Origin of the sequence: Neorhizobium sp. JUb45, assembly GCF_004343585.1 — a bacterium.
Taxonomy (GTDB): Bacteria; Pseudomonadota; Alphaproteobacteria; order Rhizobiales; family Rhizobiaceae; genus Neorhizobium.
Window position 1 is genome coordinate 290,497 of record NZ_SLYW01000005.1, and the last position, 23,550, is coordinate 314,046.

The following is a 23,550-nucleotide window of genomic DNA, read 5'->3' on the forward strand; positions in this document are numbered from 1 at the left end:
ATATCAACCAACGGCAAAACCGATACGCATCACGTATCGGCGCCTCCAGAGTTTTGGCAGTTGTCAGGAAATGGCAGCCATCTGCGGGTTCATGGTCACCAGCGCCGACTTGAGCTTCTCGATGGCCCGGCTTTCGATCTGGCGCACGCGTTCCTTGGAAATGCCCAGTTCCGCACCAAGCGCTTCCAACGTTGCCCCGTCATCCGTCAGGCGGCGGGCGCGAATGATCTTCTTTTCACGATCGTTGAGCTTGGTCAGCGCACCCTGCAGCCATTTGAGGCGGCGTTCGCCATCGATCATGCCGGAAACCTGTTCATCCGGCAGCGGCTCTGCGCTTTCCAGCATATCGAGGCGCTCCCCGCTGTCGGCATCGCCGGCGATCGACGGCGCCTGCAGCGATGCGTCATTGCCGGAAAGGCGTGCATCCATGGTCTGAACGTCGGAAACGCTGACGCCAAGCGCCACGGCGATTTCCTCGTGAATGGCCTGGGCGGTGAGATTGTTGTCGCCACGCGCCAGCTTGGCACGCAGGCGGCGCAAATTGAAGAACAGCGCCTTCTGGGCGGAACTGGTGCCACCACGCACGATCGACCAGTTGCGCAGGATGTAATCCTGCATCGATGCGCGGATCCACCAGCTTGCATAAGTGGAGAAACGAACATCGCGGGCGGGCTCAAACCTTGCCGCCGCTTCCAGCAGCCCTACATAACCTTCTTGTACGAGGTCGCTCATGGGAAGCCCGAAGCCGCGGAACTTCGATGCCATGGCGATCACGAGACGCATGTGGGCAAGTGCAATCTGATTGCGTGCGTCCTGGTCCTGATCGTCCTTCCAGCGCACGGCGAGGTCTTTTTCCTCCTCGCGAGCCAGGTAGGGTGCCGACATGGCAATCTTGATCATATTGCGGTCTGCGGACATGGCATTCATCACGGTCTCCTTGAAACAAGTTGATCCGGCAAAGACATCGCAATTTCACGGGACCAAAAACGTAAGCGGGGGTTAAACCCTTGAAATACGGCATTTTTGGCGTGAGATTGTGGTGTCGTTGCGCCCCTCGTTGTGTCGCTCGTCTTAAGGGATACGCAGCTTGCGCCATGTCCCCCGTGGATGAAAACTGCGCCCGGTTCCATCAAACACCAGAGCGCCGTTCCGGCGGGGTAACGCATGGGACCAGAAATGGTTCCAATAAAAAACCCGGCAGAGCCGGGTTTTTTAATTCAGGTCAATGCCGCCTTGATCAGGCTGCTTCTTCCTCTTGTGCATCGTCGTCTTCGACCGACTTGCCACGCTTCGGGCCCTTGGCGAGATTGGTCTCGATCAGGCGAACGGACTCGGTGTCAGACATCTTGTTGACGGCGGCAATTTCACGCGCCATGCGGTCAAGAGCAGCCTCATAGAGCTGACGCTCGGAATAGGACTGTTCCGGCTGATTTTCAGCGCGATAGAGATCGCGGACAACTTCTGCAATCGAGATCAGGTCGCCGGAATTGATCTTTGCATCATATTCCTGAGCGCGACGCGACCACATGGTGCGCTTGACGCGGGCCTTGCCCTGAACGACCTTCAATGCACGTTCGACGAAGTCCGTTTCGGAAAGCTTGCGCATGCCGATGCTGACAGCCTTGGCGACCGGCACCTTGAGGCGCATCTTATCCTTTTCGAAATCGATGACGAAAAGTTCGAGCTTCATGCCCGCCACTTCCTGCTCTTCGATTGTGGAGATCGTGCCCACTCCATGCGCCGGATAGACAATGGATTCACCAGTCTTGAAGCCGTGGCGCGCTGAAGATTTTTTCTGCTGGGTCGTCATTCTTACAATACTCTCCCTGTTACGCTCCCGGCGTTCTTGCCGGGGCCGGGTCAGTCAGGCCCGGATGAGACGGGGGAAACCGTCGGGTGACTCCATTACTGGTCCGCTTGACGCGCGTGCGAAAAAAACAACAGGATCACAATTAGCGACAGACACCCGGACTTGATGGCAACTCAGGGGATCGCGCAAAAGGGACGTGTTGTTTTCGTGATGTTTTTAGGGCACACGCATGCCGCTTTGTGGAACAGTAAGAGTTGTCTACCACAAAAATAGGCGGAAATCAATGATTTGGTTTCGCCGTTGCGAAGAAACAACGCCCGAATCACTGCGCAAAGGTTAGGCAATGCCAAACGGCATTGGTTGCTTCCGCTCGAATATGCAGGGTGGCGGCAGCTATAACTGCCGTTTGATACCCTGATGGATCAATCACCAGTGCCTGGCTCAGCCGAGAAAAACTGCTCGAACTTGTCCGAGACGCCGTCCATTTCCTTGGCTTCCGGCATAGCATCACGCTTGATGGTGATGTTAGGCCAGACCTGCGCATATTCGGCATTGACCTTCAGCCACTTGTCCAGCCCCGGCTCCGTATCGGGCTTGATCGCCTCGGCGGGACATTCGGGCTCGCAGACGCCGCAATCGATGCACTCGTCGGGATGGATGACGAGAAAATTCTCGCCTTCGTAGAAGCAGTCGACAGGGCAGACTTCGACGCAGTCGGTATATTTGCAGCGAATGCAGTTATCGGTCACGACGTACGTCATGAAGCACTCCAGATCAACACGGTGGTCAGGAACCCGATTTCGGGAAATGTCGAGCCCTGTGGGCCGGACGAGGACAACGCGACCGCTGGAACGACAGAGGCGGGCTATCCGGCTGTTTCGAACGTCAGGTAAAGCCTTTGACGCCGCTTAGCAAGGATAAAGCTTTTCGAAAAAACATCCGCTTTAGGTGGTTTGTTCTAATCGTCACGCCAGTCGATGTCGGGACCGCCCGCATCCGGAAAAAGACGATCGGTTTCGCGGCGTTCCTTTTTGGTCGGTCGACCGCTGCCAGGCGTCCGCTGCGCCTGCTCGAAAGCGTTCAGGCGTGCGGTTTCCTCCCGCGGCGGTGTCAGATCTTCGTAAAGCTGCCGGGCCTCCTCGAAAGGACCGCGACGCTCGCCGGCGGACCTGACGACAAGGATAAGATCACGGCGCTCCAGTGAAAGCTCGACCTTGTCGCCGGCCTTCACCTCGAAACTGGGCTTGCGGATGGGAAGCCCGTTCACCCGCACATGGCCCGAATTGAGCAAGGCCTGTGCCAGCGAACGCGACTTGGCCATGCGCGTGAAGAAAAGCCACTTGTCGATTCGCTGACGCAGATCTCCAGATGGCTTTTCCGTCATGGCGTTACTTCTTCATCTGCTCCTTGAGAGCAGCCAGCTTTGCGAAAGGCGAATCCGGATCGACCGGTTTTTCCTTACGCGGCGGGCGTGCCTCGAAGCGGGCCGGTTGCTGCGACTTGTTACGGTCGTTGCGATCATTGCGATCCGGACGGTCACCACGCGGCGGACGATCGCCACCACGATTGTCGGGACGACGGTCGCCACGGTTCGGCTTGCCGCCATCACGACCACGCGTTTCCTGATCGCCACGGCCTTCCTGGTTACGACCTTCGCCACCGCGACGGTTGTCACGACGCTGCTGGCCTTCACCGGCTGCAGCCTGGCCTTCGCCACGGTTATTGTTGTTTCCACGACGATCGCCCTGCGGACGTCCGCCACGCTGCTGTTCGCTGCGACCGCCACCCGGACGCCACAACAGAACCGGCTTCGGCTCTTCAGCTTCAGCGACAGGCGCTTCGGCATCGGCTGCCGGTGCGGCTTCAGTTGCAGTTTCGACTTCGGCGGAAACTTCCGGCGACGGCTCGACGGCTTCTGCACCAGCCTCAACAGGGGCCGCTTCGACCGCGGGTTCCGCTGACGCTTCGGAAGCGTCCGTTTCGTCCGTGGCAACCGCTTCGTCGGCTTCAACAGCAGGCTCTGAGGTCGCAGCAGCGGACGCTGCCGCCGGCTTGGAATCCTCACCGGCGAGGAATGCGGCGGCCTCTTCAGCCTTCACGGCATCGGCACGATAACCGAGACCCTTGAGAATTTCTTCCATGTCGTCGGCAGTGGCGCCGAGGATGGAAAGCATCGCCGTTGTCGTGGTGAAGCGACGGCCATCATACGCGCCTTCCGGACGCGGCTGGCCGGGCTTCCACTGCAAGAGCGGACGGATGAGGTCTGCGAGACGCTCGAGGATATCGATGCGCACGGCGCGCTTGCCGAGGAATCGGAAGCCGGCCAGACGATAGAACATCCGCTCATAGGTGGCATCGGCAACGACCGAGGTACGGCCGGCAGCCAGAGCCGGAATGAGTTCGCCGTAACCCGGCTTGTCGAGGCCATCGTACTTGAGCGCCCAGAGCAGGGTGATCAGCTCTGCTGGCGCCGGCTTCAGCAATGCGGGCATGAAGATGTGGTAGGCGCCGAAACGCACGCCGTAACGGCGCATCGAGGCACGGCCTTCCTGATCCAGCGACTTGACGTCGTCCGCAACGTCACGGCGGAACAGCACGCCGAGATTTTCGACGATCTGGAATGCCAGGCCCTTGGCGATGCCCTGCAGGTCTTCGGCACGCGACAGGTCGTCGAGCGGCTTCAGCACGGTTGCGATATGATGATTGACGAAGCGCTCGATACGGGCAGCCGCGTGATCACGCGCATTGCCGGTCAGCTGCTCGTCGGAGAGCAGGATGACGCGCGGCCGCATGACGTGGTCGCTTTCCGCAAGACGGGCCACCGGATCGCCGAGCCAACGGACGAAACCATCCGAGCCGAGCGCGAGGTCGCCGTTACCGCTCGCGTAAAGCCGCGCGGCACGTGCCTCGAATTCCAATGCCAGCGCTTTTTGCGCAGCCGTCTGCACGGCCTTGGCATCCGGTCCTTCCGTCCCAGAGACGGCGGTAAACCGGAAACCGGCAAGTTGTCCGACGTGATGTCCCTCGACGAACACATCGCCATTTACACTAATTTCTGCTTCCAGCATCGCATTCTCTCTCAGGCGCTTCATGAGCACAGATGTCCTGCGATCAACAAAGCGTTTCGTCAACCTTTCATGTAGCGCGTCCGACAACCTATCCTCGATTTCCCGTGTCTTTTCTTGCCAGTGTGTCGGATGCGCCAACCAACCCGGGCGATTTGAAACATAAGTCCATGTTCTGATCTGAGCGATTCGCGCCGAAAGCGTGTCGATTTCGCCTTCGGTTCGGTCGGCCCTTTTCACCTGCTCGGCCATGAAATCTTCATTGACCGCGCCATGCCGTACAAGATCGGAAAAAAGCGTCGAAATCAGGTCCGCGTGATGCGCCGGTGCAATTCTGCGATAATCGGGAAGCGCGCAGGCATCCCACAGCGTTTCAACCCGCGCCGGCGTCGTCGCCAGATCACGGATTTCGGGATAACGTGACAGGTGATCGAGCGCCTGACTGTCGGTTGCCGGCAAGGCGCGTGTCAGACCATGAACGACAGGGCTGACATCGAGGCTGTTGCGCAGATCGCGCAGCGACGAAAAGTCGAGTTGCTTGGAACGCCACTGCAGCACTTTCACGCTGTCGAACTGGTTGCTTTCGATCCGCTCGACCAGTTCCTCGTCAAAAGGCTGCACCTGACCGGTCACGCCAAAGGTACCATCGCGCAGATGACGACCGGCACGACCGGCAATCTGCGCCATTTCCGACGGATTGAGATTGCGGAACTGGTAACCGTCGAATTTGCGGTCCTGCGCAAACGCGACGTGATCCACATCGAGATTGAGGCCCATGCCGATCGCATCCGTGGCGACGAGATATTCGACATCGCCGGACTGGTAGAGCCCGACCTGGGCATTGCGCGTGCGCGGGCTGAGCGCGCCGAGCACGACAGCCGCACCGCCGCGCTGACGACGGATCAATTCGGCAATCGCATAAACTTCGTCTGCCGAAAAGGCGACGATGGCAGTGCGTTGCGGCAGGCGGGTGATCTTTTTCTGGCCGGAATAAAACAGCTGCGAAAGGCGTGGCCGCTCGACAATGGTTATGCCCGGCAGCAGTTTTTCGAGGATCGGCCGCATGGTGGCGGCGCCCAGCAGAAGGGTTTCCTCGCGACCGCGCAGATGCAGGAGGCGATCGGTAAAAATATGACCGCGCTCGAGATCGCCTGCCAGCTGCACTTCGTCAATGGCGACGAACGCGGCCTTTGTCTCGCGCGGCATCGCCTCCACCGTGCAGACGGAAAAGCGCGCCATATGCGGCGTGATCTTTTCCTCACCGGTGATCAACGCGACATTATGGTGTCCGACCTTTTCGACCAGACGGACATAAACCTCGCGCGCAAGCAGGCGCAGCGGCAGTCCGATGACGCCCGATCCATGCGCCACCATGCGTTCGATCGCAAAATGCGTCTTGCCGGTATTGGTCGGTCCGAGCACCGCGGTAACGCCGCGGCCGCTCAATATCATGGGCTGAACATTCAAGACAAAAGTCCGCACTGAAAACGAGTTCATCTGCGGACTTGACCGCCGACGGCTTCGCCACAGATGGCGATAGTGACCTTCAAAGGCAAGCCGTTTCTTGCAATGGGACGATGCCGATCAATGCAAAAACCTGGGCAGTCGAGAAAAACCGAGTCTTTTCCGCTGCTTGGAACAGGGTGGGAACGAAACGGCGACGAATCGCTGACTTGCCCGGATTCCGCATTTGTTCCGGAGAACCTAACCTTAAACTTATTTTGCGGTGGACAATGAGGGTATAAATACGATTCATGCTCTTATTTGAATGCAAGATTTCATGCTCTATCCTTTATCCATTGCTAAGAAACGGTACTGACTATGAATCAAGAGTTGGTCAGACAAACTGAATTGATTGAGAACAAGCGTGCGAATTTTTCCGTTGCCGGAGGGCTAGAGTGACAGTTCACTCGATTTTACAATTTTTGGTCTTGGCCCACGAGGCGAAAAGCCAGACAGAACTGGCAGCGGAATTCGAGGCGGTGCTGAAGAATTACAATTTCAGCTACTACGGCGTCTGGATGAAATCCAAATCGCTGGGCTATCTCGATAGTACAGTCCTGTGGGGACGCTCGCCCGATGGTTGGCAGGAAACATATGCCGCCAAGAAATTCGGCCTTGTCGATCCGACGATCCGGATGCTCGCGGTGGCACAGCGACCTTTTCGCTGGCGTGAAGCAGTCAGCATGTTTCGCAGCGATCCCAATCGAAAGCGCATCCAGCGGATGATGCAGGACGCGTCTCGCAGCGGGCTGCATGACGGCTATACGTTTCCGATCCATGGCCGCAATGGCCTGCTGGGCCATGTAAGCATCGGCGGCCAGTTCATCGATCTTTCGCCAGCAGAAATGACGATGTTTGATGCCGCTGCGAAAAAGATGTTCTGGCGCACGCTGGAACTCGGTGGACAGACCTCGCATTTCGAAGCGATCAAATCGGTCGAGACGACATTAACGCGCCGTGAAACAGAAGTGCTGCATCTTCTCGCCGAAGGCATGACGTCTCACGAGATCGCCAAGACGCTGACCATTTCGAACCATACCGTCGATTGGTACATCAATGCCATTCAGGAAAAGTTCGAGGCCAGCAACCGGCAACATGTCGTCGCCATCGCCTTTCGGCTTGGTCTTGTCTCGTGAGATTGTCGCACACGCCTTTTCCGCGATAGATTGGACTTGATCCGGCAGAATATTAGTGCTCGTCTCGCACTTGCAGCACATCGCAAGTACGAATGGGAGTACAGTCTTGCCGATCTCGAAAATTCTCGTTGCCAACCGATCCGAAATTGCCATCCGCGTTTTTCGCGCGGCCAATGAGCTCGGGATCAAAACTGTCGCCATCTGGGCGGAAGAAGACAAACTCTCGCTGCACCGCTTCAAGGCCGACGAAAGTTATCAGGTCGGCCGCGGCCCGCATCTGGAAAAAGATCTCGGCCCGATCGAGAGCTATCTGTCTATCTCGGAAGTGATCCGGGTGGCCAAGCTTTCCGGCGCAGATGCGATCCATCCCGGTTATGGGCTGCTGTCGGAAAGCCCGGAATTCGTCGATGCATGCGATGCGGCCGGCATCATCTTCATCGGCCCGCGACCCGATACGATGCGCCAGCTCGGCAACAAGGTTGCCGCCCGTAACCTGGCGATCTCGGTCGGCGTGCCGGTCGTACCGGCCACAGAACCGCTGCCGGACGATGCAGCGGAAGTGGCAAAAATGGCCGAGGAGATCGGTTATCCGGTCATGCTGAAAGCCTCATGGGGCGGCGGCGGACGCGGCATGCGCGCCATTCGCGATCCAAAAGATCTGGCGAGAGAAGTCGTCGAAGCCAAGCGCGAGGCGATGGCCGCTTTCGGCAAGGACGAGGTCTATCTCGAAAAGCTGGTCGAGAGCGCCCGACACGTCGAGAGCCAGGTTCTGGGCGACACGCACGGCAATGTCGTTCATCTGTTCGAGCGCGATTGTTCCATCCAGCGCCGTAACCAGAAGGTCGTGGAACGCGCACCGGCACCTTATCTTTCAGAAGCGCAGCGGGCCGAACTCGCCGCCTATTCCCTAAAGATCGCCAAGGCCACCAACTATATCGGTGCCGGCACCGTCGAATATCTGATGGATGCGCAGACCGGCAAATTCTACTTCATTGAGGTCAACCCGCGCATTCAGGTCGAGCACACCGTCACCGAAGTCGTGACCGGCATCGACATAGTCAAGGCGCAAATCCACATCCTCGATGGGTTTGCGATCGGCACACCCGAATCCGGCGTACCCGCACAGGAGAACATCCGCCTTAACGGCCATGCCCTGCAATGCCGCATCACCACCGAAGATCCGGAACAGAACTTTATTCCGGACTACGGCCGCATCACCGCCTATCGCTCGGCTGCCGGTTTCGGCATTCGTCTCGATGGCGGCACGGCTTATACGGGCGCGATCATCACCCGCTATTACGATCCGCTTCTGGTGAAGGTGACGGCATCAGGCGCCTCGCCGCAGGAGGCGATCAGCCGCATGGACCGCGCATTGCGTGAATTCCGCATCCGCGGCGTCGCTACCAATCTGACCTTCCTCGAAGCCATCATCAGCCACGAAAAATTCCGCAACAACACCTATACGACGCGCTTCATCGACACGACGCCAGAGCTTTTCGAGCAGGTCAAGCGCGCCGACCGCGCCACAAAACTTCTGACCTATCTGGCCGACGTGACAGTCAACGGCCACCCGGAAACCAAGGGAAGGCCTGAGCCTTCGGTCAATGCGGCCAAGCCGGTTCTTCCCTATGTCAGCGGCGAGATCCAGAGCGGTTCGAAACAGAAGCTCGACGAACTCGGCCCGAAAAAATTCGCCGAATGGGTGCGAAGCCATGACCGCGTGCTGGTGACCGACACTACCATGCGCGACGGCCACCAGTCGCTGCTGGCGACACGCGTGCGCACACACGACATTGCCCGCGTGGCCGACGTCTATGCCCGCGCGCTGCCAAATCTGTTCTCGCTGGAATGCTGGGGCGGCGCGACCTTCGACGTTTCCATGCGGTTCCTCACCGAAGATCCGTGGGAACGTCTGGCGCTGATCCGCGACGGTGCACCGAACATTTTGCTGCAGATGCTGCTGCGCGGTGCCAACGGCGTCGGCTACAAGAACTATCCCGACAATGTCGTGAAATATTTTGTCCGTCAGGCCGCCAAGGGCGGCATCGATCTGTTCCGCGTGTTCGACTGCCTGAACTGGGTCGACAACATGCGCGTGTCGATGGATGCGGTGAACGAGGAGAACCGGCTCTGCGAGGCGGCGATCTGCTATACCGGCGACCTCACCAATTCCGCCCGCCCGAAATACGACCTCAAATATTATGTCGCATTGGCGCAGGAACTGGAAAAGGCCGGCGCCCATATCATCGCCGTCAAGGACATGGCCGGCCTGTTGAAGCCGGCGGCTGCCAAAATCCTGTTCAAGGCGTTGCGCGAAGCAACATCGCTGCCGATCCATTTCCACACGCATGACACATCCGGCATTTCCGCCGCGACCGTGCTTGCCGCCGTGGAAGCAGGCGTCGATGTCGTCGATGCCGCCATGGATGCGCTGTCGGGCAACACGTCGCAGCCATGCCTCGGCTCGATCGTAGAAGCACTTTCCGGCACCGAGCGTGATCCGGGTCTCGATCCCGAATGGATCCGAAAGATCTCGTTCTATTGGGAAGCAGTGCGCGGCCAATACGCGGCCTTCGAAAGCGATCTCAAGGGACCGGCCTCGGAAGTCTATCTGCACGAAATGCCGGGCGGCCAGTTCACCAACCTCAAGGAACAGGCACGTTCGCTGGGGCTGGATACCAAATGGCACAAGGTTGCCCAGACCTATGCCGACGTGAACCAGATGTTCGGCGATATCGTCAAAGTCACCCCGTCCTCCAAGGTGGTGGGCGACATGGCGCTGATGATGGTTTCTCAGGACCTCACCGTCGCCGATGTCGAAAATCCGGCCAAGGATATCGCCTTCCCGGATTCGGTCGTCGCCATGCTGAAGGGCGATCTTGGCCAGCCTCCGGGCGGCTGGCCGGAAGCGATCCAGAAAAAGGCGCTGAAGGGTGACAAGCCCTATACGGCCGTTCCCGGCTCACTGCTGGCGCCGGCCGATCTCGATGCCGAACGCAAGGAGGTCGAGACCAAGCTGGAGCGCAAGGTCGACGATTTCGAGTTCGCCTCCTACCTGATGTATCCAAAGGTGTTCACCGATTTTGCGCTGGCATCGGACACCTATGGACCGGTCTCGGTTCTGCCGACCCACGCCTATTTCTACGGCATGGCGGATGGCGAGGAACTGCTGGCCGACATCGAAAAGGGTAAGACGCTGGTCATCGTCAACCAGGCAACCAGTGCGCCGGATGCGCAGGGCATGGTGACGGCCTTCTTCGAGCTGAACGGCCAGCCGCGCCGCATCAAGGTGCCGGATCGCAACCGAACGTCTGCCAGCGCCGTGCGCCGCAAGGCCGAGGTCGGCAATGCCGCCCATCTTGGTGCTCCGATGCCGGGTGTCGTTTCGACGGTGGCAGTCTCAGCCGGCCAGACGGTTCAGGCAGGCGACGTTCTGCTCTCCATCGAGGCGATGAAGATGGAAACCGCGCTGCACGCGGAAAAGGACGGCACGATCTCGGAAGTGCTGGTGAAAGCCGGCGACCAGATCGACGCCAAGGACCTGCTGATCGTTTACGGCAGCTAAAATCGATAGCGGACGCCTGATGAAATTCAGGCGTCCGTTACCTCGTCCGGCTTGCCGAGACGATAACGACGTGCCGCCAGCCGCTCCGAGAACACGATGAGCAGGCCCGCGCAGAAGATCAGCGCGGCGCCGACCGCGACATTGCTGGCCGGAATATCCTGCCAGATGACGTAGCCGAGCACAAAAGCCCAGATCAGCGATGAATATTCGAACGGCGCCAGAACCGACACCGGCGCCCGCCGCATCGCTTCGAACAGGGCCGCCTGAGCGGTTCCGCCGAGCAGACCGACGAGCAGAAGCAACGTGCCGCTGGAAAGATCGAGCGGCTTCCAGTGGTAGATCGCCATCACACAGGTCATCAGCACGAAGAAGGTGTTGGTGAGCGTCATCTGCACCAGCGTCGATTCGTTCATCGCCGTCTTGCGCAACAGCACGCTGCCGCACGCCCAGAGAATGGCGGCGAGCAGCGCCAGACCGACCGGGACGGAGATCGTCAGGCCCACCGGATTGGCAGCAATCAGCACCCCGACGAAACCGAGAATGATCGCCGCCCAGCGCACCGGCGGCACCTTTTCATGCAGGATCGGGATGGCGAGCAGCGTCGCGACAACGGGCGCGGCGTAATAGATCGTCGTGAGTTCGGCGAGCTGCAGAGATTTTGCCGCCGTGTAATAGGCAAACCACGCGCCGAGCAGGATCACGCTTCGCAACGCCATCGGCTTCATGACGGGCGTGCGCGCCACCCGGCCGATAAAACCGCGTCCGCCGATAATCAGGCAGGCGATCAGGATCGTCATGCTGCGAAAGAAAAGGATCTGCCAGACGCTGACATCGGCGACCAGAAGTTTGACCACCGCATCGTGCAGCGTGAACACGAAATAGGACGCGCTGACGAAAAGAATGCCGCTGGCTGTGCTGGATTTCAATGGATTACGCCCGACGGCGCCTCGCATGGTTGCAGGCTCTGCGCTTTAGGGTATTTCAGTGGAAATGCAACTGCGATTCTGCTTCGCCCGCAGTGAATGCCCGTGGAGGAACACATGGACACCAGATCGGAAACCGCCGCGCGGGTCGCAAGACCTGCGATCACCCGCGAACGCATCGGTGTCGCCCTGCTCTTTCTGGTGAACGGTTTTCTGATCGGCGCATGGGCGCCAAAAATTCCGGAATTCGCCACACGGCTCGACCTCGATGAGGCGAAACTCGGTGTCATGATCCTGCTGTTCGGCCTGGGATCGCTGGTGATGATGCCGATCGCCGGCAGCCAGATCGCCCGCTTCGGCTCCAGCACCGTCAGCCGCGTTACCGCCGTGCTGCTGACGCCCTGTCTCCTCTATCTGACCTTTGTCGGCAATGTCTGGCTGGGCGGTGTCGCAATCTTTCTTTTCGGCGGGCTGATCGGCGCCATGGATGTGGCGATGAACGCCAATGCCGTCTCGGTCGAGCGCCACATGCGCCGTGCCATCATGTCGTCCTGCCATGCCTTCTGGAGTCTCGGCGGCCTGATCGGTTCGGCCACCGGCGGTTTTCTCATCGATCACATGGGCGTCGGCGCGCATGCCGTTCTGGCAACGGTGGTGGCGGGCCTGATGGTGGCCGCCGCATGGCCGCTGGTTTTTCATGACGCGCCGCATCCCGACGAACACAAGGAAGGCCATTCGCGCGGCCTGCCAAGATCGCCCCTGCCCTGGCTGATCGGCATTCTGGCGCTGTTCTGCATGATCCCGGAAGGCGCGATCCTCGACTGGGGCGCACTTTACCTGCGCAACGAACTCGGCGCTTCGGCTACGCTGTCAGGCTTCGCCTTTGCCGCTTTCTCGCTCACCATGGCGGTGATGCGTTTTGCCGGAGACCTGATCCGTGACCGTTTTGGCGCGGTAAAAACGCTGCGAACCTGCGCCGCAATCGCCATAATCGGCCTGATGATCATCGGCTTTGCCGGCAATTCGACCGTCGCCATCATCGGTTTTGCGCTGTGCGGCATCGGCATTTCCAACATCGTGCCGATCGCCTTTTCCGCTGCCGGCAACCTTCCGGGCATGGCGCCGGGCGTTGGCCTGTCGATCGTCACCACGATGGGATATTCCGGCATTCTGGTTGCCCCATCTGCCATCGGTTTCATTGCTCGCCACACAGGGCTCGGCATCATTTTTGTCGGACTTTCGGTGCTGATCGTCATCGCCATGGCGTTTTCATCGCTTGCCCGCCATGCGGATAACGCACATCATTGACGCGACACGAAGGCTCGCCGAAAGAGGCTGAACGAGGTAAAGTGACGCGCCCGCAGGTTGACAAGGCGCATGCCATGATCCACCTGAATGGTCCAACAGCCAAGTACCGAGACGTTTGATGTCCTCACCCATCGATTTTGATCCAAAACCCCGTCGCGCCACTGTTGCCGTCGATGTCGGTGGCGTGATCGTCGGCGGCGGCGCGCCCGTTGTCGTGCAGTCCATGACCAATACCGACACGGCCGATGTCGATGCGACGGTCGCGCAGGTCGCGGCCCTCTTCAAGGCCGGCTCGGAAATGGTGCGTATCACCGTCGATCGCGACGAAAGCGCTGCCGCCGTGCCCAAAGTGCGCGAGCGCCTGTTGCGTCTGGGCCTGGACGTGCCTTTGATCGGCGATTTTCACTATATCGGCCACAAGCTGCTGGCCGACCATCCGGCCTGCGCCGAGGCACTGGCAAAGTACCGCATTAATCCGGGCAATGTCGGCTTCAAGGACAAGAAGGACAAGCAGTTCGGCGACATCATCGAGATGGCGATCCGCTACGACAAGCCGGTGCGCATCGGCGTCAACTGGGGCTCGCTCGATCAGGATCTGCTGACCACGCTGATGGACCGCAATTCCGAGCAGGGATCGCCGCTGTCGGCCCGTCAGGTCATGCATGAGGCGATCGTGCAGTCGGCACTGATCTCTGCCGAACTTGCAGAATCGATCGGCCTGCCGCGCAACCGCATAATCCTGTCTGCCAAGGTCAGCCAGGTGCAGGATCTGATCGCCTGTTATTCGATGCTGGCCGAACGGTCCAACCATGCCCTGCATCTCGGCCTCACCGAGGCCGGCATGGGCTCCAAGGGCATCGTCGCCTCATCGGCTGCCATGGGTTACGTCCTGCAGCACGGTATCGGCGACACCATTCGCGTATCCCTGACGCCGGAGCCGAACGGCGATCGCACCAAGGAAGTGCAGGTTGCCCAGGAAATCCTGCAGGTCATGGGTTTCCGCCAGTTCATTCCGGTCGTGGCCGCGTGTCCCGGCTGCGGTCGCACCACTTCGACCGTGTTTCAGGAACTCGCCCAGAACATCCAGAACGACATCCGCAAGAACATGCCGATCTGGCGTGAAAAATATCCGGGTGTCGAGGCGCTGAACGTCGCGGTCATGGGCTGCATCGTCAACGGTCCCGGCGAAAGCAAACATGCCGATATCGGCATCTCGCTGCCCGGCACCGGCGAAACGCCGGCCGCCCCGATCTTCATCGACGGCAAGAAAGCGATGACGCTGCGCGGCCCCAATATCGCCGCCGATTTCGAAAAGCTGGTGATCGAGTATATCGAGAACCGTTTTGGTCAGAAGACGGCCGCCGAATAAGCCGTCCCGAACCACCTCGTAAAGCTGGCGGGCTCATGCTTCCGCCAGCGCCTTTGCCAGCATGGCCTGCGCCGACCAGCGCACGATCTCCTCTCCCCTTTCGATATCCACGCCGCAGACATCGCGCAGCACGACCATCGCCTCTATGCCCGTCAGCAAGGAGAGGCCGGCGAGCAGTTTTTCCATGGCCGGCCCGGACAGGTTGGTTTCGATCGGTTTCAACGCCTCCGCAAGCCAGGGCACACGACGCCCCGTGCGCTGGACCTGATCACCGGTGACGGCGGATGCCAGAAAGGCGCGAAACACGCTCTCGTTTTCCGCGACCATGCGAAAGATCTGGCGGACCATTTCGTCCAGCCTCTGCTCCACCGTTCCCGAGCGCGCCATATCTTCCGACAGGTGGACACTTTCGGCCACCGCATCCAGTGCCGCTTCGCGCACCATGTCATCCGGCTTGGAGAAATAACGATAGGCCGTGGCTCGTGAAATGCCCGAGGCATCCGCCACGTCGGCCACCGAAAACGAAGCTCCCTGCTCGATCATCGAACGTGCCGTTTTCAGCAACTCGGCCCGCGTTCTCTTCTTCTGGTTGGTCCTCTCGAACTTGCCTTCGCGCAATACTTGACGGGTCATCATAATTCCTTTATGAGAAATTAGTCTCATTAAGAGGCAATCGTATCACAAACCAAACAGAGGACAAGACGACAATGACCTCAAGGGTCAATTCAACGGAAGCCGGCCCGATGACCGTGCACTTTCTCGGCAACCTGCTGACCTTCCATATCCGCAGCGCCGCAACCGACGACAGGTTCACCCTGATCGAAAACCGCACGGCTCCCGGCCAGGGATCGCCAATGCACCGTCAGGCGGATGACGAAGCTTTTTACGTGCTGGAAGGCGAATACGAATTTTTCCTGGATGGCGCATGGCAGCGCAAAGGTCCGGGTGAAGCCGTGCATATCGTGCCGGGCACCGTTCATGCCTTCCGCAATCCGGGCAAGACCGATGCGCGCATGCTGATCATCAATTCGCCCGGCAGCCTGCACGAAGCCTTTTTCGTCGATGTCGGCGAAAAAACCGACCTGTATCAGGCCAGTTTTCCGCCGATGACACAGCCGGACGTGCCGGCAATCGTTGCCAGCGGATTGCGCAACCGCATCGAAATTCTTCCGCCGGCCGCATGAGGCTCAAGCGGGTGATGCAGGATCCTCGTCGGTGGCCAACGGCGAGGTGAATGCCATTATTCCTCGTTTCGCCGCATTTTGTGGTAAAGGGAAACCATCTCAGACGACGGGGACAACGATTCGAATGCTGAAGAAGTTTGCCATCGCCGCGCTTGCCGCGACGTTTCTATCCGCCTGCACCACCACCGACCCGTATACGGGTGAGCAAAAGACGTCGAACATGGCGGGTGGCGCTGCCATCGGTGCCGGTCTTGGCGCGCTTGGCGGCCTCGTGGTCGGCGGCGGCAACAAGGGCCGCAATGCGCTGATCGGCGCTGCCATCGGCGGTCTCGCCGGCGGTGCGATCGGCAATTACATGGACAATCAGGAAGCCGAACTGCGCCGCGAGCTGCAGGGCACCGGCGTGTCGGTTACCCGTCAGGGCGACCGCATCATCCTCAACATGCCGTCCAACATCACCTTCGCCACCGATCAGGATCAGGTCATCCCGCCCTTCTACCGGACGCTGGATTCGGTCGCGATCGTGCTCAACAAGTTCGGCAAGACCTATATCGACGTCAACGGCCACACGGACTCCACCGGCAGCCTGCAGCATAACCAGGGCCTCTCGGAACGCCGAGCCGCTTCCGTCGCTAACTATCTCGGCGGCCGTGGCATCGACCAGCGCCGCATCTCGACCATGGGCTTTGGCCCATCGCAGCCGGTGGCTTCCAACGCCACGCCGGACGGCCGCGCGCAAAACCGCCGCGTCGAAGTGGCGATCGCACCGATCGAACAGAACTGATCGCCTGACGCCATTCAGGCAGACATCGCGCAGCCTCGCATTCTTCCGGAATGCGGGGCTGTTTTCGTATGCGGCAGGTGTCAGATACGGCTGGTCAGCAGCTTTATGCCGGCAATGCTGTAAAACACCGCCATCGTGCCCTCGATCCAGCGGCGGGCGGACTTGTAGACGCGCAGCGCATGCCGCGTCGAAAACAGCAGCGCATAGCCCATGAAGATGACAAAACTCGATGTGCTGAAGATGCCGAGCATCAGCAGAACCATGGATGGCGGCGCATCGGCCGGAAGGCCCAGCGACATGATTGCCAACCAGCCGAAAATCGCCTTCGGATTAGTGATGTGGATGGCATAACCGCGCAGCCAGAGCTGCCTTGCCGTATAATCTGTTCGAGTGGCGCCGCCCACCAGCCCCGCATCTGCCGTGCGGGCAGATTTATAAGCCTTCCAGGCGAGATAGATGAGGTAAAGGCCGCCGACGATCTTGATGATTTCCAGTGCGAAAGCATAGGTCCGCAGCAGCGCCGCCAGACCAAGAGCTGCCGAAACACCCCATGTCAGCGAACCGCAGAAAATGCCGAGCGCAATGATGAGGCCGGCTCGCCTCCCCTGCGAAATCGCTGTTCCCATGATCGCGAAATTGGCCGGGCCGGGGCTGAGAACCGTAATGAGATAGGCCATATAGGCCGGCCAGATCACGGGCAGATAGCTGAAAACGTCCGGCATGCGATCCTCTCCCGAAAAGTCCGGAATGCCAGATGGATCCGAACCCGTTAGCTTTTGCGGTCGGCGATGAAACGCGCCGCCTCGCGCAATATGGCAGCCTTTTCGCCATAGGGCGAGAGCAGGTTTTCGGCCTCGGCCACCAGCGCATCCAGCCGCTTTTCCGCCCATTCCATACCGTTGAGGGCAACTAGCGTGCCTTTGCCGCGGCCGGCATCCTTGCCTGTTGCCTTGCCGAGCGTAGCGGCATCCGAGGTGATGTCGAGCAGGTCGTCGGCGAGCTGGAAGGCCAGCCCGATGGTTTCGCCGAATGTGCGCAGCGTTTGCCGATCGGTCTCGCTGGCGCCGGCGGCAATCGCACCGGCCTCGCAGGCAAACCGCAAAAGCGCGCCGGTCTTCATCGCCTGAAGGGTGACAATGCCCGCTTCATTGGGCTGGCTCTTTTCCGCCTCGATGTCGAGCACCTGGCCGCCGACCATGCCGCCCATGCCGGCGGCGCGCGACAGCGCCAGCACGAGTTGGATCTTCTGGCTGTCGGAAAGATCGGTTTCCGATGCCGCGATGATATCGAAAGCGTAGGTCAAAAGCGCATCACCGGCGAGGATAGCGGTCGCCTCGTCATAGGCCTTGTGCACCGTCGGCTGGCCGCGGCGCAAATCGTCGTCATCCATGGCCGGCAGGTCATCGTGGATCAGCGAATAACAATGCAGGCATTCCAGCGCCACGCCGACCCGCAGAGCCGCGGAAGCGTTACCACCAAGCATGGCCGCAGTCTCGCGCACCAGAAACGGTCGCAGGCGCTTGCCGCCGTTCAGTGTGCCGTGGCGCATGGCTGCCAGCAGGCGCGGCGGCCGTGCCGTCTCGTCCTTGAGGGCCGCATCGTCCAGCATGGCAACGAGGGCAGCCTGCGTTTGCGCAGCGCTGTCGCGCAGGCGTGTTTCGAAGGCGTAATCGGAAGGGCTGGCTTCTGTCGTCATGGCCGCTATCTGACATGAGGCAAAAGCGCTGGCAATGTCATATTCCGATCACCGTTAGTTTTACGGGCATGACCGGGCCAGGCGGCTGGTTTTTGGCCGGTTTGAACGCTAGAACGGGCGAGAGGCGACAAATGAGTGCGATCTTGGACATAAGCCCGGCCGAGCAGCATAATACGGAAGAGGAGCAGCCCGTGGCGCGATCCCGTCACAGGCGGATGCTTTCCAACCCGATTGTCCGGCGTGTGGTTCTCACCATCGCGGTACTTCTGATCCTCCCCTATTTTCTCGTCGTTCTCTACGCCATCCCGTTCATCCGACCGATCTCGACGCTGATGATCGCCGATCTGGCGCTGTTGCGTGGATATGACCGGCAATGGACATCGTTCGAGGATATTTCCCCGGCACTGGTGCGCTCGGTGATGATGTCCGAAGATGGCCAGTTCTGCGCCCATGGCGGTGTCGACTGGAACCAGATGCGTGGCGTCGTGCAGGATGCGCTGGACGGTGAATCCACCCGCGGCGCCAGTACGATCCCCATGCAGACGGTGAAAAACCTGTTCCTGTGGAACGGCCGCTCCTTCCTGCGCAAGGGACTGGAGCTGCCGCTTGCCCTATGGGCCGATTTCGTCTGGTCGAAAGAGCGGATGATGGAAATCTATCTGAACGTCGCCGAAATGGGGCCGCAGACCTATGGCGCCGGTGCCGCCGCTCAGCGACATTTCAAAACCTCGGCGTCGAAACTCAACCGCCGTCAGGCAGCCCTGCTCGCCGTCTCGCTCCCCAATCCGATCACCCGCGTCGCCAGCAAGCCCGGCCGCGGCATGCAGCGCCTCGCGTCCCTCGTCGAGCGCCGGGCACAGGGTGCAGGCGATTACATCACCTGTCTTTATCGATAGGTTTCCCGAATTTCATTGGTCACCAATACAACCTACGGCTAGGTTGCGGACCTGTGGCAAACGGGAGATCCGAGCATGGACGCGCTGACGCTTTATATCGGCAACAAGAACTATTCCTCCTGGTCCTTTCGCCCGTGGATTGCACTCACGGCCTTTGACGTGCCGTTCGAGGAAGTGCTGATCCCGTTTGATTTCCCGGCTGGAAACCCGCGATTTGCCGAAATCTCGCCGTCAGCCAAACTGCCCGTCCTGCACCACGGCAGGCTGCGCATCTGGGAATCACTGGCAATCATCGAATATGTCGCCGAACTCTTTCCCGAAAAGCATTTCTGGCCGGAAGATCCCGGTGACCGGGCAATGGCCCGCGCCATCTCGCTGGAGATGATCGCCGGCTTCCGTGGCCTGCGCAACGCCTGCCCGATGAACATGCGCCGCCCCCGCGCCGCACTCGATTTCGATGCCGCGACCGCCAGCGCCGTCAAGGACGATGTGACACGCATCACCACGATCTGGCGCGAGATGCGCGAGCGTTCCGGCGGTCCCTTCCTGTTCGGCGCCTTCTCCGCCGCCGACGCCATGTACGCACCTGTCGTCAACCGCCTCGACGTCTATGACATCGCTGTTGACGCCGATGCCCAAGCCTATATGGATGCGATGAAAGCAACGCCCGCATGGCAGAGCTGGGAGACGGCGGCCAAGGCGGAAAGCTGGATCGTTGCCGAGGACGAAGCCTGATTCAGGTGATTCTCAAAAATCGACTCGAAAATGCCGGTAGGGACTGGTCAAAGGCCGATACCGCATGTATAAGCCGGCCAAATTTCCGAGTTCCAGACATGTCCATTCGGCCTGAATTCTCGGCCGGGGATCATAGTCTGCACGTCAATTGGAGTACTTAAAATGGCAGTACCGAAGAGAAAAGTTAGCCGGTCCAAGCGCGGTATGCGCCGCTCTGCTGACGCGCTCGCAACCCCGACATTCGTCGAGGACAAGAACTCCGGCGAACTTCGCCGTCCGCACCACATCGACCTGAAGACCGGCATGTACCGCGGTCGCCAGGTTCTGACGCCGAAGGAAAGCGCATAAGCGCTTTTGACGGAAGTCATTCAAAAAAGCCCGGTCTCGCGACCGGGCTTTTTTGTTGTCTGTGTTTGCCGAAGAAAGCTCAAGGACAGATCATGTCATGCTGTCCAGACGCGTCTGCAGCGAGCGCAGCTGTTCCTTCAGCTCGTCGAGATCCTTTGCATCGGCAGGTTTGCGCGGTTCGCGCGGCGCTTCCGCCTGCGCCGTGAACGGCGTGAACATCTGCACCGCCTGACGGAACATTTCCGTATTGCGGCGCACCTGCTCTTCCATCATCTGCATCGGTGCCTGCAGGTTTTTCGTCAGTGGCGTTTCGCCGAAGGTACGCGTCATGTGCTCACGCATCTGCACCTGCTGGTCGGCAAACGTCTTCATCGAATGTTCGAGAAAGGTGGGTACCACCATCTGCATCTGATCGCCGTAATAGGAGATCAGCTGTCGCAGGAAGGATACCGGCAGAAGCGTATTGCCGGTCTTCGATTCCTGTTCGAAAATAATCTGCGTCAGGACTGAATGGGTAATATCTTCGCCGGTCTTGGCGTCCTGAACCGAGAACTCCTCACCCTTCTTGACCATCTTGGCGAGATCTTCCAGCGTTACGTAGGTGCTGGTACCGGTGTTATAGAGGCGTCTGTTGGCATATTTCTTGATGACAACTTGGCCTTCATTCTTCGCCATATTCTCCTCCTCGTCCCCTTAACATCGTTCTGTTATGCGGGTTTCCTCTCCCGCGAGAACACTACGCCCAAACCGGTTGCAGTGACAATGGATTTTTGTGCGCTGCGGCGACACGCGGCCCTTCGGAAAATGCGGGCATATCAGCAGGACAGGCGTTTCACCGTGAAGGCGCGAAGCCGTTTGACTTGGCGCATGAGCTTTGCCAGTCTCGCCAAAACCATGCCGATAGCTGAGGAGATATCCCATGAGCCTGCCTTCGATCGTGATCGTGTCAGCTGCGCGCACCGCCGTCGGTGCCTTTAACGGCGCGTTCTCGACCGTACCCGCGCACGAACTCGGCGCCACCGTCATCCGTGGGGTGCTGGAGCGCGCCGGCGTGGATGCAGGCGAGGTGGACGAGGTCATTCTGGGTCAGGTTCTTGCCGCCGGCGAAGGCCAGAACCCGGCGCGGCAGGCGGCGATGAAGGCGGGCACACCGAAGGAAACGACGGCCTGGGGCGTCAACCAGCTCTGCGGTTCGGGGCTTCGTGCCGTCGCACTCGGCATGCAGCAAATCGCCACCGGCGATGCCGCAATCGTTGTGGCCGGCGGGCAGGAATCCATGTCGATGGCCCCGCATTGCGCGCACCTGCGCGGCGGCACCAAGATGGGCGACATGAAGATGATCGACACCATGATCAGTGACGGCCTGACCGATGCGTTTTACGGCTACCACATGGGCATCACCGCCGAAAACGTCGCTCGCCAGTGGCAGCTTTCGCGGGACGATCAGGATCAGTTCGCCCTCGCCTCCCAGAACAAGGCCGAAGCCGCGCAGAAGGCCGGACGCTTTGCCGACGAAATCGTGCCCTTCACCGTCAAGAGCCGCAGGGGTGACGTGACCGTCGACAGCGACGAATATATCCGTATCGGCGCCACACTGGACAGTCTTGCCAAGCTGCGCCCGGCCTTCGACAAGGAGGGCACTGTCACGGCTGGCAACGCCTCCGGCATCAATGACGGCGCCGCTGCCGTGCTGCTGATGAGCGAAGCCGAGGCGGTTCGCCGTGGCCTGACACCACTGGCCCGTATCGCCTCCTGGGCGACCGCCGGCGTCGATCCGCAGGTCATGGGCACCGGACCCATCCCGGCATCACGCAAGGCGCTCACCAGAGCCGGATGGTCGGTTGCCGACCTCGATCTGGTGGAGGCCAACGAGGCTTTCGCCGCACAGGCCTGCGCGGTCAATCGCGAACTCGGCTGGGATCCCGCCATCGTCAACGTCAATGGCGGAGCGATTGCCATCGGCCACCCGATCGGCGCCTCCGGGGCGCGCGTGCTCAACACGCTGCTGTTCGAGATGAAGCGGCGGCAGGCTGCCAAGGGGCTGGCGACCTTGTGCATCGGCGGCGGCATGGGTGTCGCCATGTGCCTGGAAGCGATGTGATGTGAAGCGCGCCAGCGGTGGCGGCTGAGAGGGAGGCGCCGGGAATGACCAGAGTGGCCTTGGTGTCGGGAGGCACGCGCGGGATCGGCGCGGCAATCTGTGTGGCATTACAGGCGGCGGGCTACCGCGTGGCCGCCAACTATGCCGGCAATGTAGAGCGAGCGACGGCCTTTCACGAAAAGACCGGCATACCGGTGTTTCGCTGGGATGTGCGTGATTACGATGCCTGCGTGGCGGGAATTGCCGAGGTGGAGGCACTGCTCGGACCCATCGACGTTCTGGTCAACAATGCCGGCATCACCCGCGATGCCATGTTTCACAAGACGACGCCCGACATGTGGAACGCGGTGATCGCCACCAACCTCACCGGCCTCTTCAACATGACACATCCGGTATGGCCCGGCATGCGCGAGCGGAATTTTGGCCGGGTGATCAGCATTTCATCGATCAACGGCCAGCGCGGACAGGCGGGCCAGGTGAATTATTCCGCCGCCAAGGCCGGCGATCTGGGCTTCACCAAGGCGCTGGCGCAGGAAGGCGCGAGCCGCAACATCACCGTCAATGCCATCTGCCCCGGTTATATCGGTACGGAAATGGTGATGGCGATAGCGCCGGATGTGCTGGCGGAAAAAATCATTCCGCAGATCCCTATCGGCCGGCTCGGCACGCCGGAGGAGATCGCCCGCTGCGTGGTGTTTCTGGCATCCGATGATTCCGGCTTCATCACCGGCGCGACTTTCAGCGCCAATGGCGGGCAATTTTTCGCCTGACATCAGGACAAAAGAAAACCGGCGTGGAGGTTTTCATCTCCACGCCGGTTTTCTGGAAGTTCAAGCCGTCGATTAGCGGCAACGAGCTTCGTAGGTGCGGCCATAACGATCGCGATAGATGCAGTAGCCCTGACGCTTCTGCGATTCGCCGATTGCAGCGCCGACCAGACCACCGGCCACTGCGCCGACAGCTGCGCCACCCCAGCTGTTGGTGACAGCGCCACCAATGAGCGCGCCGGAGCCTGCGCCGATTGCGGTGCCCTTCTCCGTGGACGTGCAGGATGCGAGAGCGCCGACCATGGCAGCTACGAGCACAATTTTCTTCATAACGACTTCCTTCCCTAAAAGACGCGGGGT

General features: G+C 60.1%; 22 protein-coding genes. 11 read left to right on the forward strand and 11 right to left on the reverse strand.

Translation table 11 applies throughout. From position 1 onward, the window contains the following. Positions 1-63 precede the first annotated feature (63 nt). From EDF70_RS20745 to EDF70_RS20765, 5 genes are all read right to left on the reverse strand, one after another. The gene (locus tag EDF70_RS20745; RefSeq protein WP_132277445.1) at positions 64-927 is read right to left on the reverse strand and encodes an RNA polymerase factor sigma-32; all 864 of its coding nucleotides are present in this window, start codon (positions 925-927) and stop codon (positions 64-66) included. A gap of 310 nt (positions 928-1,237) precedes the next feature. Further along, a complete protein-coding gene (locus EDF70_RS20750; protein ID WP_132277447.1) occupies positions 1,238-1,810 on the reverse strand; it encodes a CarD family transcriptional regulator in 573 nt (190 codons plus the stop codon). Positions 1,811-2,232: 422 nt separating this feature from the next. Further along, positions 2,233-2,571: a ferredoxin FdxA gene (gene fdxA / locus EDF70_RS20755; protein ID WP_132277449.1), complete on the reverse strand. Its 339-nt coding sequence runs from the start codon at positions 2,569-2,571 to the stop codon at positions 2,233-2,235. Positions 2,572-2,768: 197 nt separating this feature from the next. Beyond that, positions 2,769-3,194, reverse strand: a complete 426-nt coding sequence (locus EDF70_RS20760) for an RNA-binding S4 domain-containing protein (RefSeq protein ID WP_132277451.1) — start codon at positions 3,192-3,194, stop codon at positions 2,769-2,771. A gap of 4 nt (positions 3,195-3,198) precedes the next feature. Next, positions 3,199-6,327 (reverse strand): helicase-related protein, encoded by a 3,129-nt coding sequence (locus EDF70_RS20765; RefSeq protein ID WP_207908283.1) that lies wholly within the window; start codon positions 6,325-6,327, stop codon positions 3,199-3,201. A 446-nt stretch (positions 6,328-6,773) separates the two neighbouring features. Between EDF70_RS20765 and EDF70_RS20770 the strand changes: the two genes are divergently transcribed. Next, a complete protein-coding gene (locus tag EDF70_RS20770; RefSeq protein WP_132277455.1) occupies positions 6,774-7,514 on the forward strand; it encodes a LuxR family transcriptional regulator in 741 nt (246 codons plus the stop codon). A gap of 106 nt (positions 7,515-7,620) precedes the next feature. Then, positions 7,621-11,079, forward strand: coding sequence for a pyruvate carboxylase (gene pyc, locus EDF70_RS20775; RefSeq protein WP_132277457.1), 3,459 nt, complete (start codon positions 7,621-7,623; stop codon positions 11,077-11,079). A 26-nt stretch (positions 11,080-11,105) separates the two neighbouring features. On the opposite strand, the gene EDF70_RS20780 is transcribed toward pyc, so the two are convergent. Further along, complete coding sequence (locus tag EDF70_RS20780; RefSeq protein WP_132277459.1) at positions 11,106-12,005, reverse strand: DMT family transporter; 900 nt, start codon at positions 12,003-12,005, stop codon at positions 11,106-11,108. Positions 12,006-12,119: 114 nt separating this feature from the next. Here EDF70_RS20780 and EDF70_RS20785 point away from each other — a divergent pair, with 114 nt between their 5' ends. Both EDF70_RS20785 and ispG read left to right on the forward strand, forming a co-directional pair. Continuing rightward, positions 12,120-13,310, forward strand: coding sequence for an MFS transporter (locus EDF70_RS20785; RefSeq protein ID WP_132277461.1), 1,191 nt, complete (start codon positions 12,120-12,122; stop codon positions 13,308-13,310). 118 nt (positions 13,311-13,428) lie between these two features. Then, positions 13,429-14,679: a flavodoxin-dependent (E)-4-hydroxy-3-methylbut-2-enyl-diphosphate synthase gene (gene ispG / locus EDF70_RS20790; protein ID WP_132277463.1), complete on the forward strand. Its 1,251-nt coding sequence runs from the start codon at positions 13,429-13,431 to the stop codon at positions 14,677-14,679. Positions 14,680-14,712: 33 nt separating this feature from the next. Here ispG and EDF70_RS20795 read toward each other — a convergent pair whose 3' ends face one another. Continuing rightward, the gene (locus EDF70_RS20795; RefSeq protein ID WP_132277465.1) at positions 14,713-15,312 is read right to left on the reverse strand and encodes a TetR/AcrR family transcriptional regulator; all 600 of its coding nucleotides are present in this window, start codon (positions 15,310-15,312) and stop codon (positions 14,713-14,715) included. A 110-nt stretch (positions 15,313-15,422) separates the two neighbouring features. Here EDF70_RS20795 and EDF70_RS20800 point away from each other — a divergent pair, with 110 nt between their 5' ends. After that, positions 15,423-15,863, forward strand: a complete 441-nt coding sequence (locus tag EDF70_RS20800) for a cupin domain-containing protein (RefSeq protein ID WP_245519258.1) — start codon at positions 15,423-15,425, stop codon at positions 15,861-15,863. A 124-nt stretch (positions 15,864-15,987) separates the two neighbouring features. After that, entirely contained in the window at positions 15,988-16,647 is a 660-nt protein-coding gene (locus EDF70_RS20805) for an OmpA family protein (RefSeq protein ID WP_132277469.1), read from the forward strand. A gap of 80 nt (positions 16,648-16,727) precedes the next feature. On the opposite strand, the gene EDF70_RS20810 is transcribed toward EDF70_RS20805, so the two are convergent. Continuing rightward, positions 16,728-17,369, reverse strand: a complete 642-nt coding sequence (locus EDF70_RS20810; protein WP_132277471.1) for a LysE family translocator — start codon at positions 17,367-17,369, stop codon at positions 16,728-16,730. Between the two features lie 47 nt (positions 17,370-17,416). Continuing rightward, positions 17,417-18,343, reverse strand: coding sequence for a polyprenyl synthetase family protein (locus EDF70_RS20815; RefSeq protein ID WP_132277473.1), 927 nt, complete (start codon positions 18,341-18,343; stop codon positions 17,417-17,419). Between the two features lie 215 nt (positions 18,344-18,558). Between EDF70_RS20815 and EDF70_RS20820 the strand changes: the two genes are divergently transcribed. The 3 genes from EDF70_RS20820 to rpmF all read left to right on the forward strand — a co-directional run bounded on the left by EDF70_RS20820 (position 18,559) and on the right by rpmF (position 20,322). Beyond that, complete coding sequence (locus EDF70_RS20820; protein ID WP_165932085.1) at positions 18,559-19,239, forward strand: transglycosylase domain-containing protein; 681 nt, start codon at positions 18,559-18,561, stop codon at positions 19,237-19,239. 75 nt (positions 19,240-19,314) lie between these two features. Next, complete coding sequence (locus tag EDF70_RS20825) at positions 19,315-19,974, forward strand: glutathione S-transferase family protein (RefSeq protein ID WP_132277477.1); 660 nt, start codon at positions 19,315-19,317, stop codon at positions 19,972-19,974. A 162-nt stretch (positions 19,975-20,136) separates the two neighbouring features. Next, a complete protein-coding gene (gene rpmF, locus EDF70_RS20830) occupies positions 20,137-20,322 on the forward strand; it encodes a 50S ribosomal protein L32 (protein WP_112458846.1) in 186 nt (61 codons plus the stop codon). Positions 20,323-20,412: 90 nt separating this feature from the next. Here rpmF and phaR read toward each other — a convergent pair whose 3' ends face one another. Beyond that, complete coding sequence (gene phaR, locus EDF70_RS20835) at positions 20,413-20,997, reverse strand: polyhydroxyalkanoate synthesis repressor PhaR (RefSeq protein WP_132277479.1); 585 nt, start codon at positions 20,995-20,997, stop codon at positions 20,413-20,415. Positions 20,998-21,241: 244 nt separating this feature from the next. Between phaR and EDF70_RS20840 the strand changes: the two genes are divergently transcribed. Together EDF70_RS20840 and phbB are read left to right on the forward strand one after the other, a co-directional pair. After that, positions 21,242-22,423 carry an acetyl-CoA C-acetyltransferase gene (locus EDF70_RS20840; protein ID WP_132277481.1) on the forward strand — a complete coding sequence of 394 codons (1,182 nt, stop codon included), beginning with the start codon at positions 21,242-21,244 and terminating at the stop codon, positions 22,421-22,423. 44 nt (positions 22,424-22,467) lie between these two features. Then, on the forward strand, positions 22,468-23,193 hold the full coding sequence (gene phbB, locus EDF70_RS20845) for an acetoacetyl-CoA reductase (protein WP_132277483.1): 726 nt from the start codon (positions 22,468-22,470) through the stop codon (positions 23,191-23,193). A gap of 72 nt (positions 23,194-23,265) precedes the next feature. Here the strand turns inward: phbB and EDF70_RS20850 are convergent, their stop codons facing one another. Next, positions 23,266-23,520 (reverse strand): YMGG-like glycine zipper-containing protein, encoded by a 255-nt coding sequence (locus EDF70_RS20850; RefSeq protein ID WP_132277485.1) that lies wholly within the window; start codon positions 23,518-23,520, stop codon positions 23,266-23,268. Between the last annotated feature and the right edge of the window lie 30 nt (positions 23,521-23,550).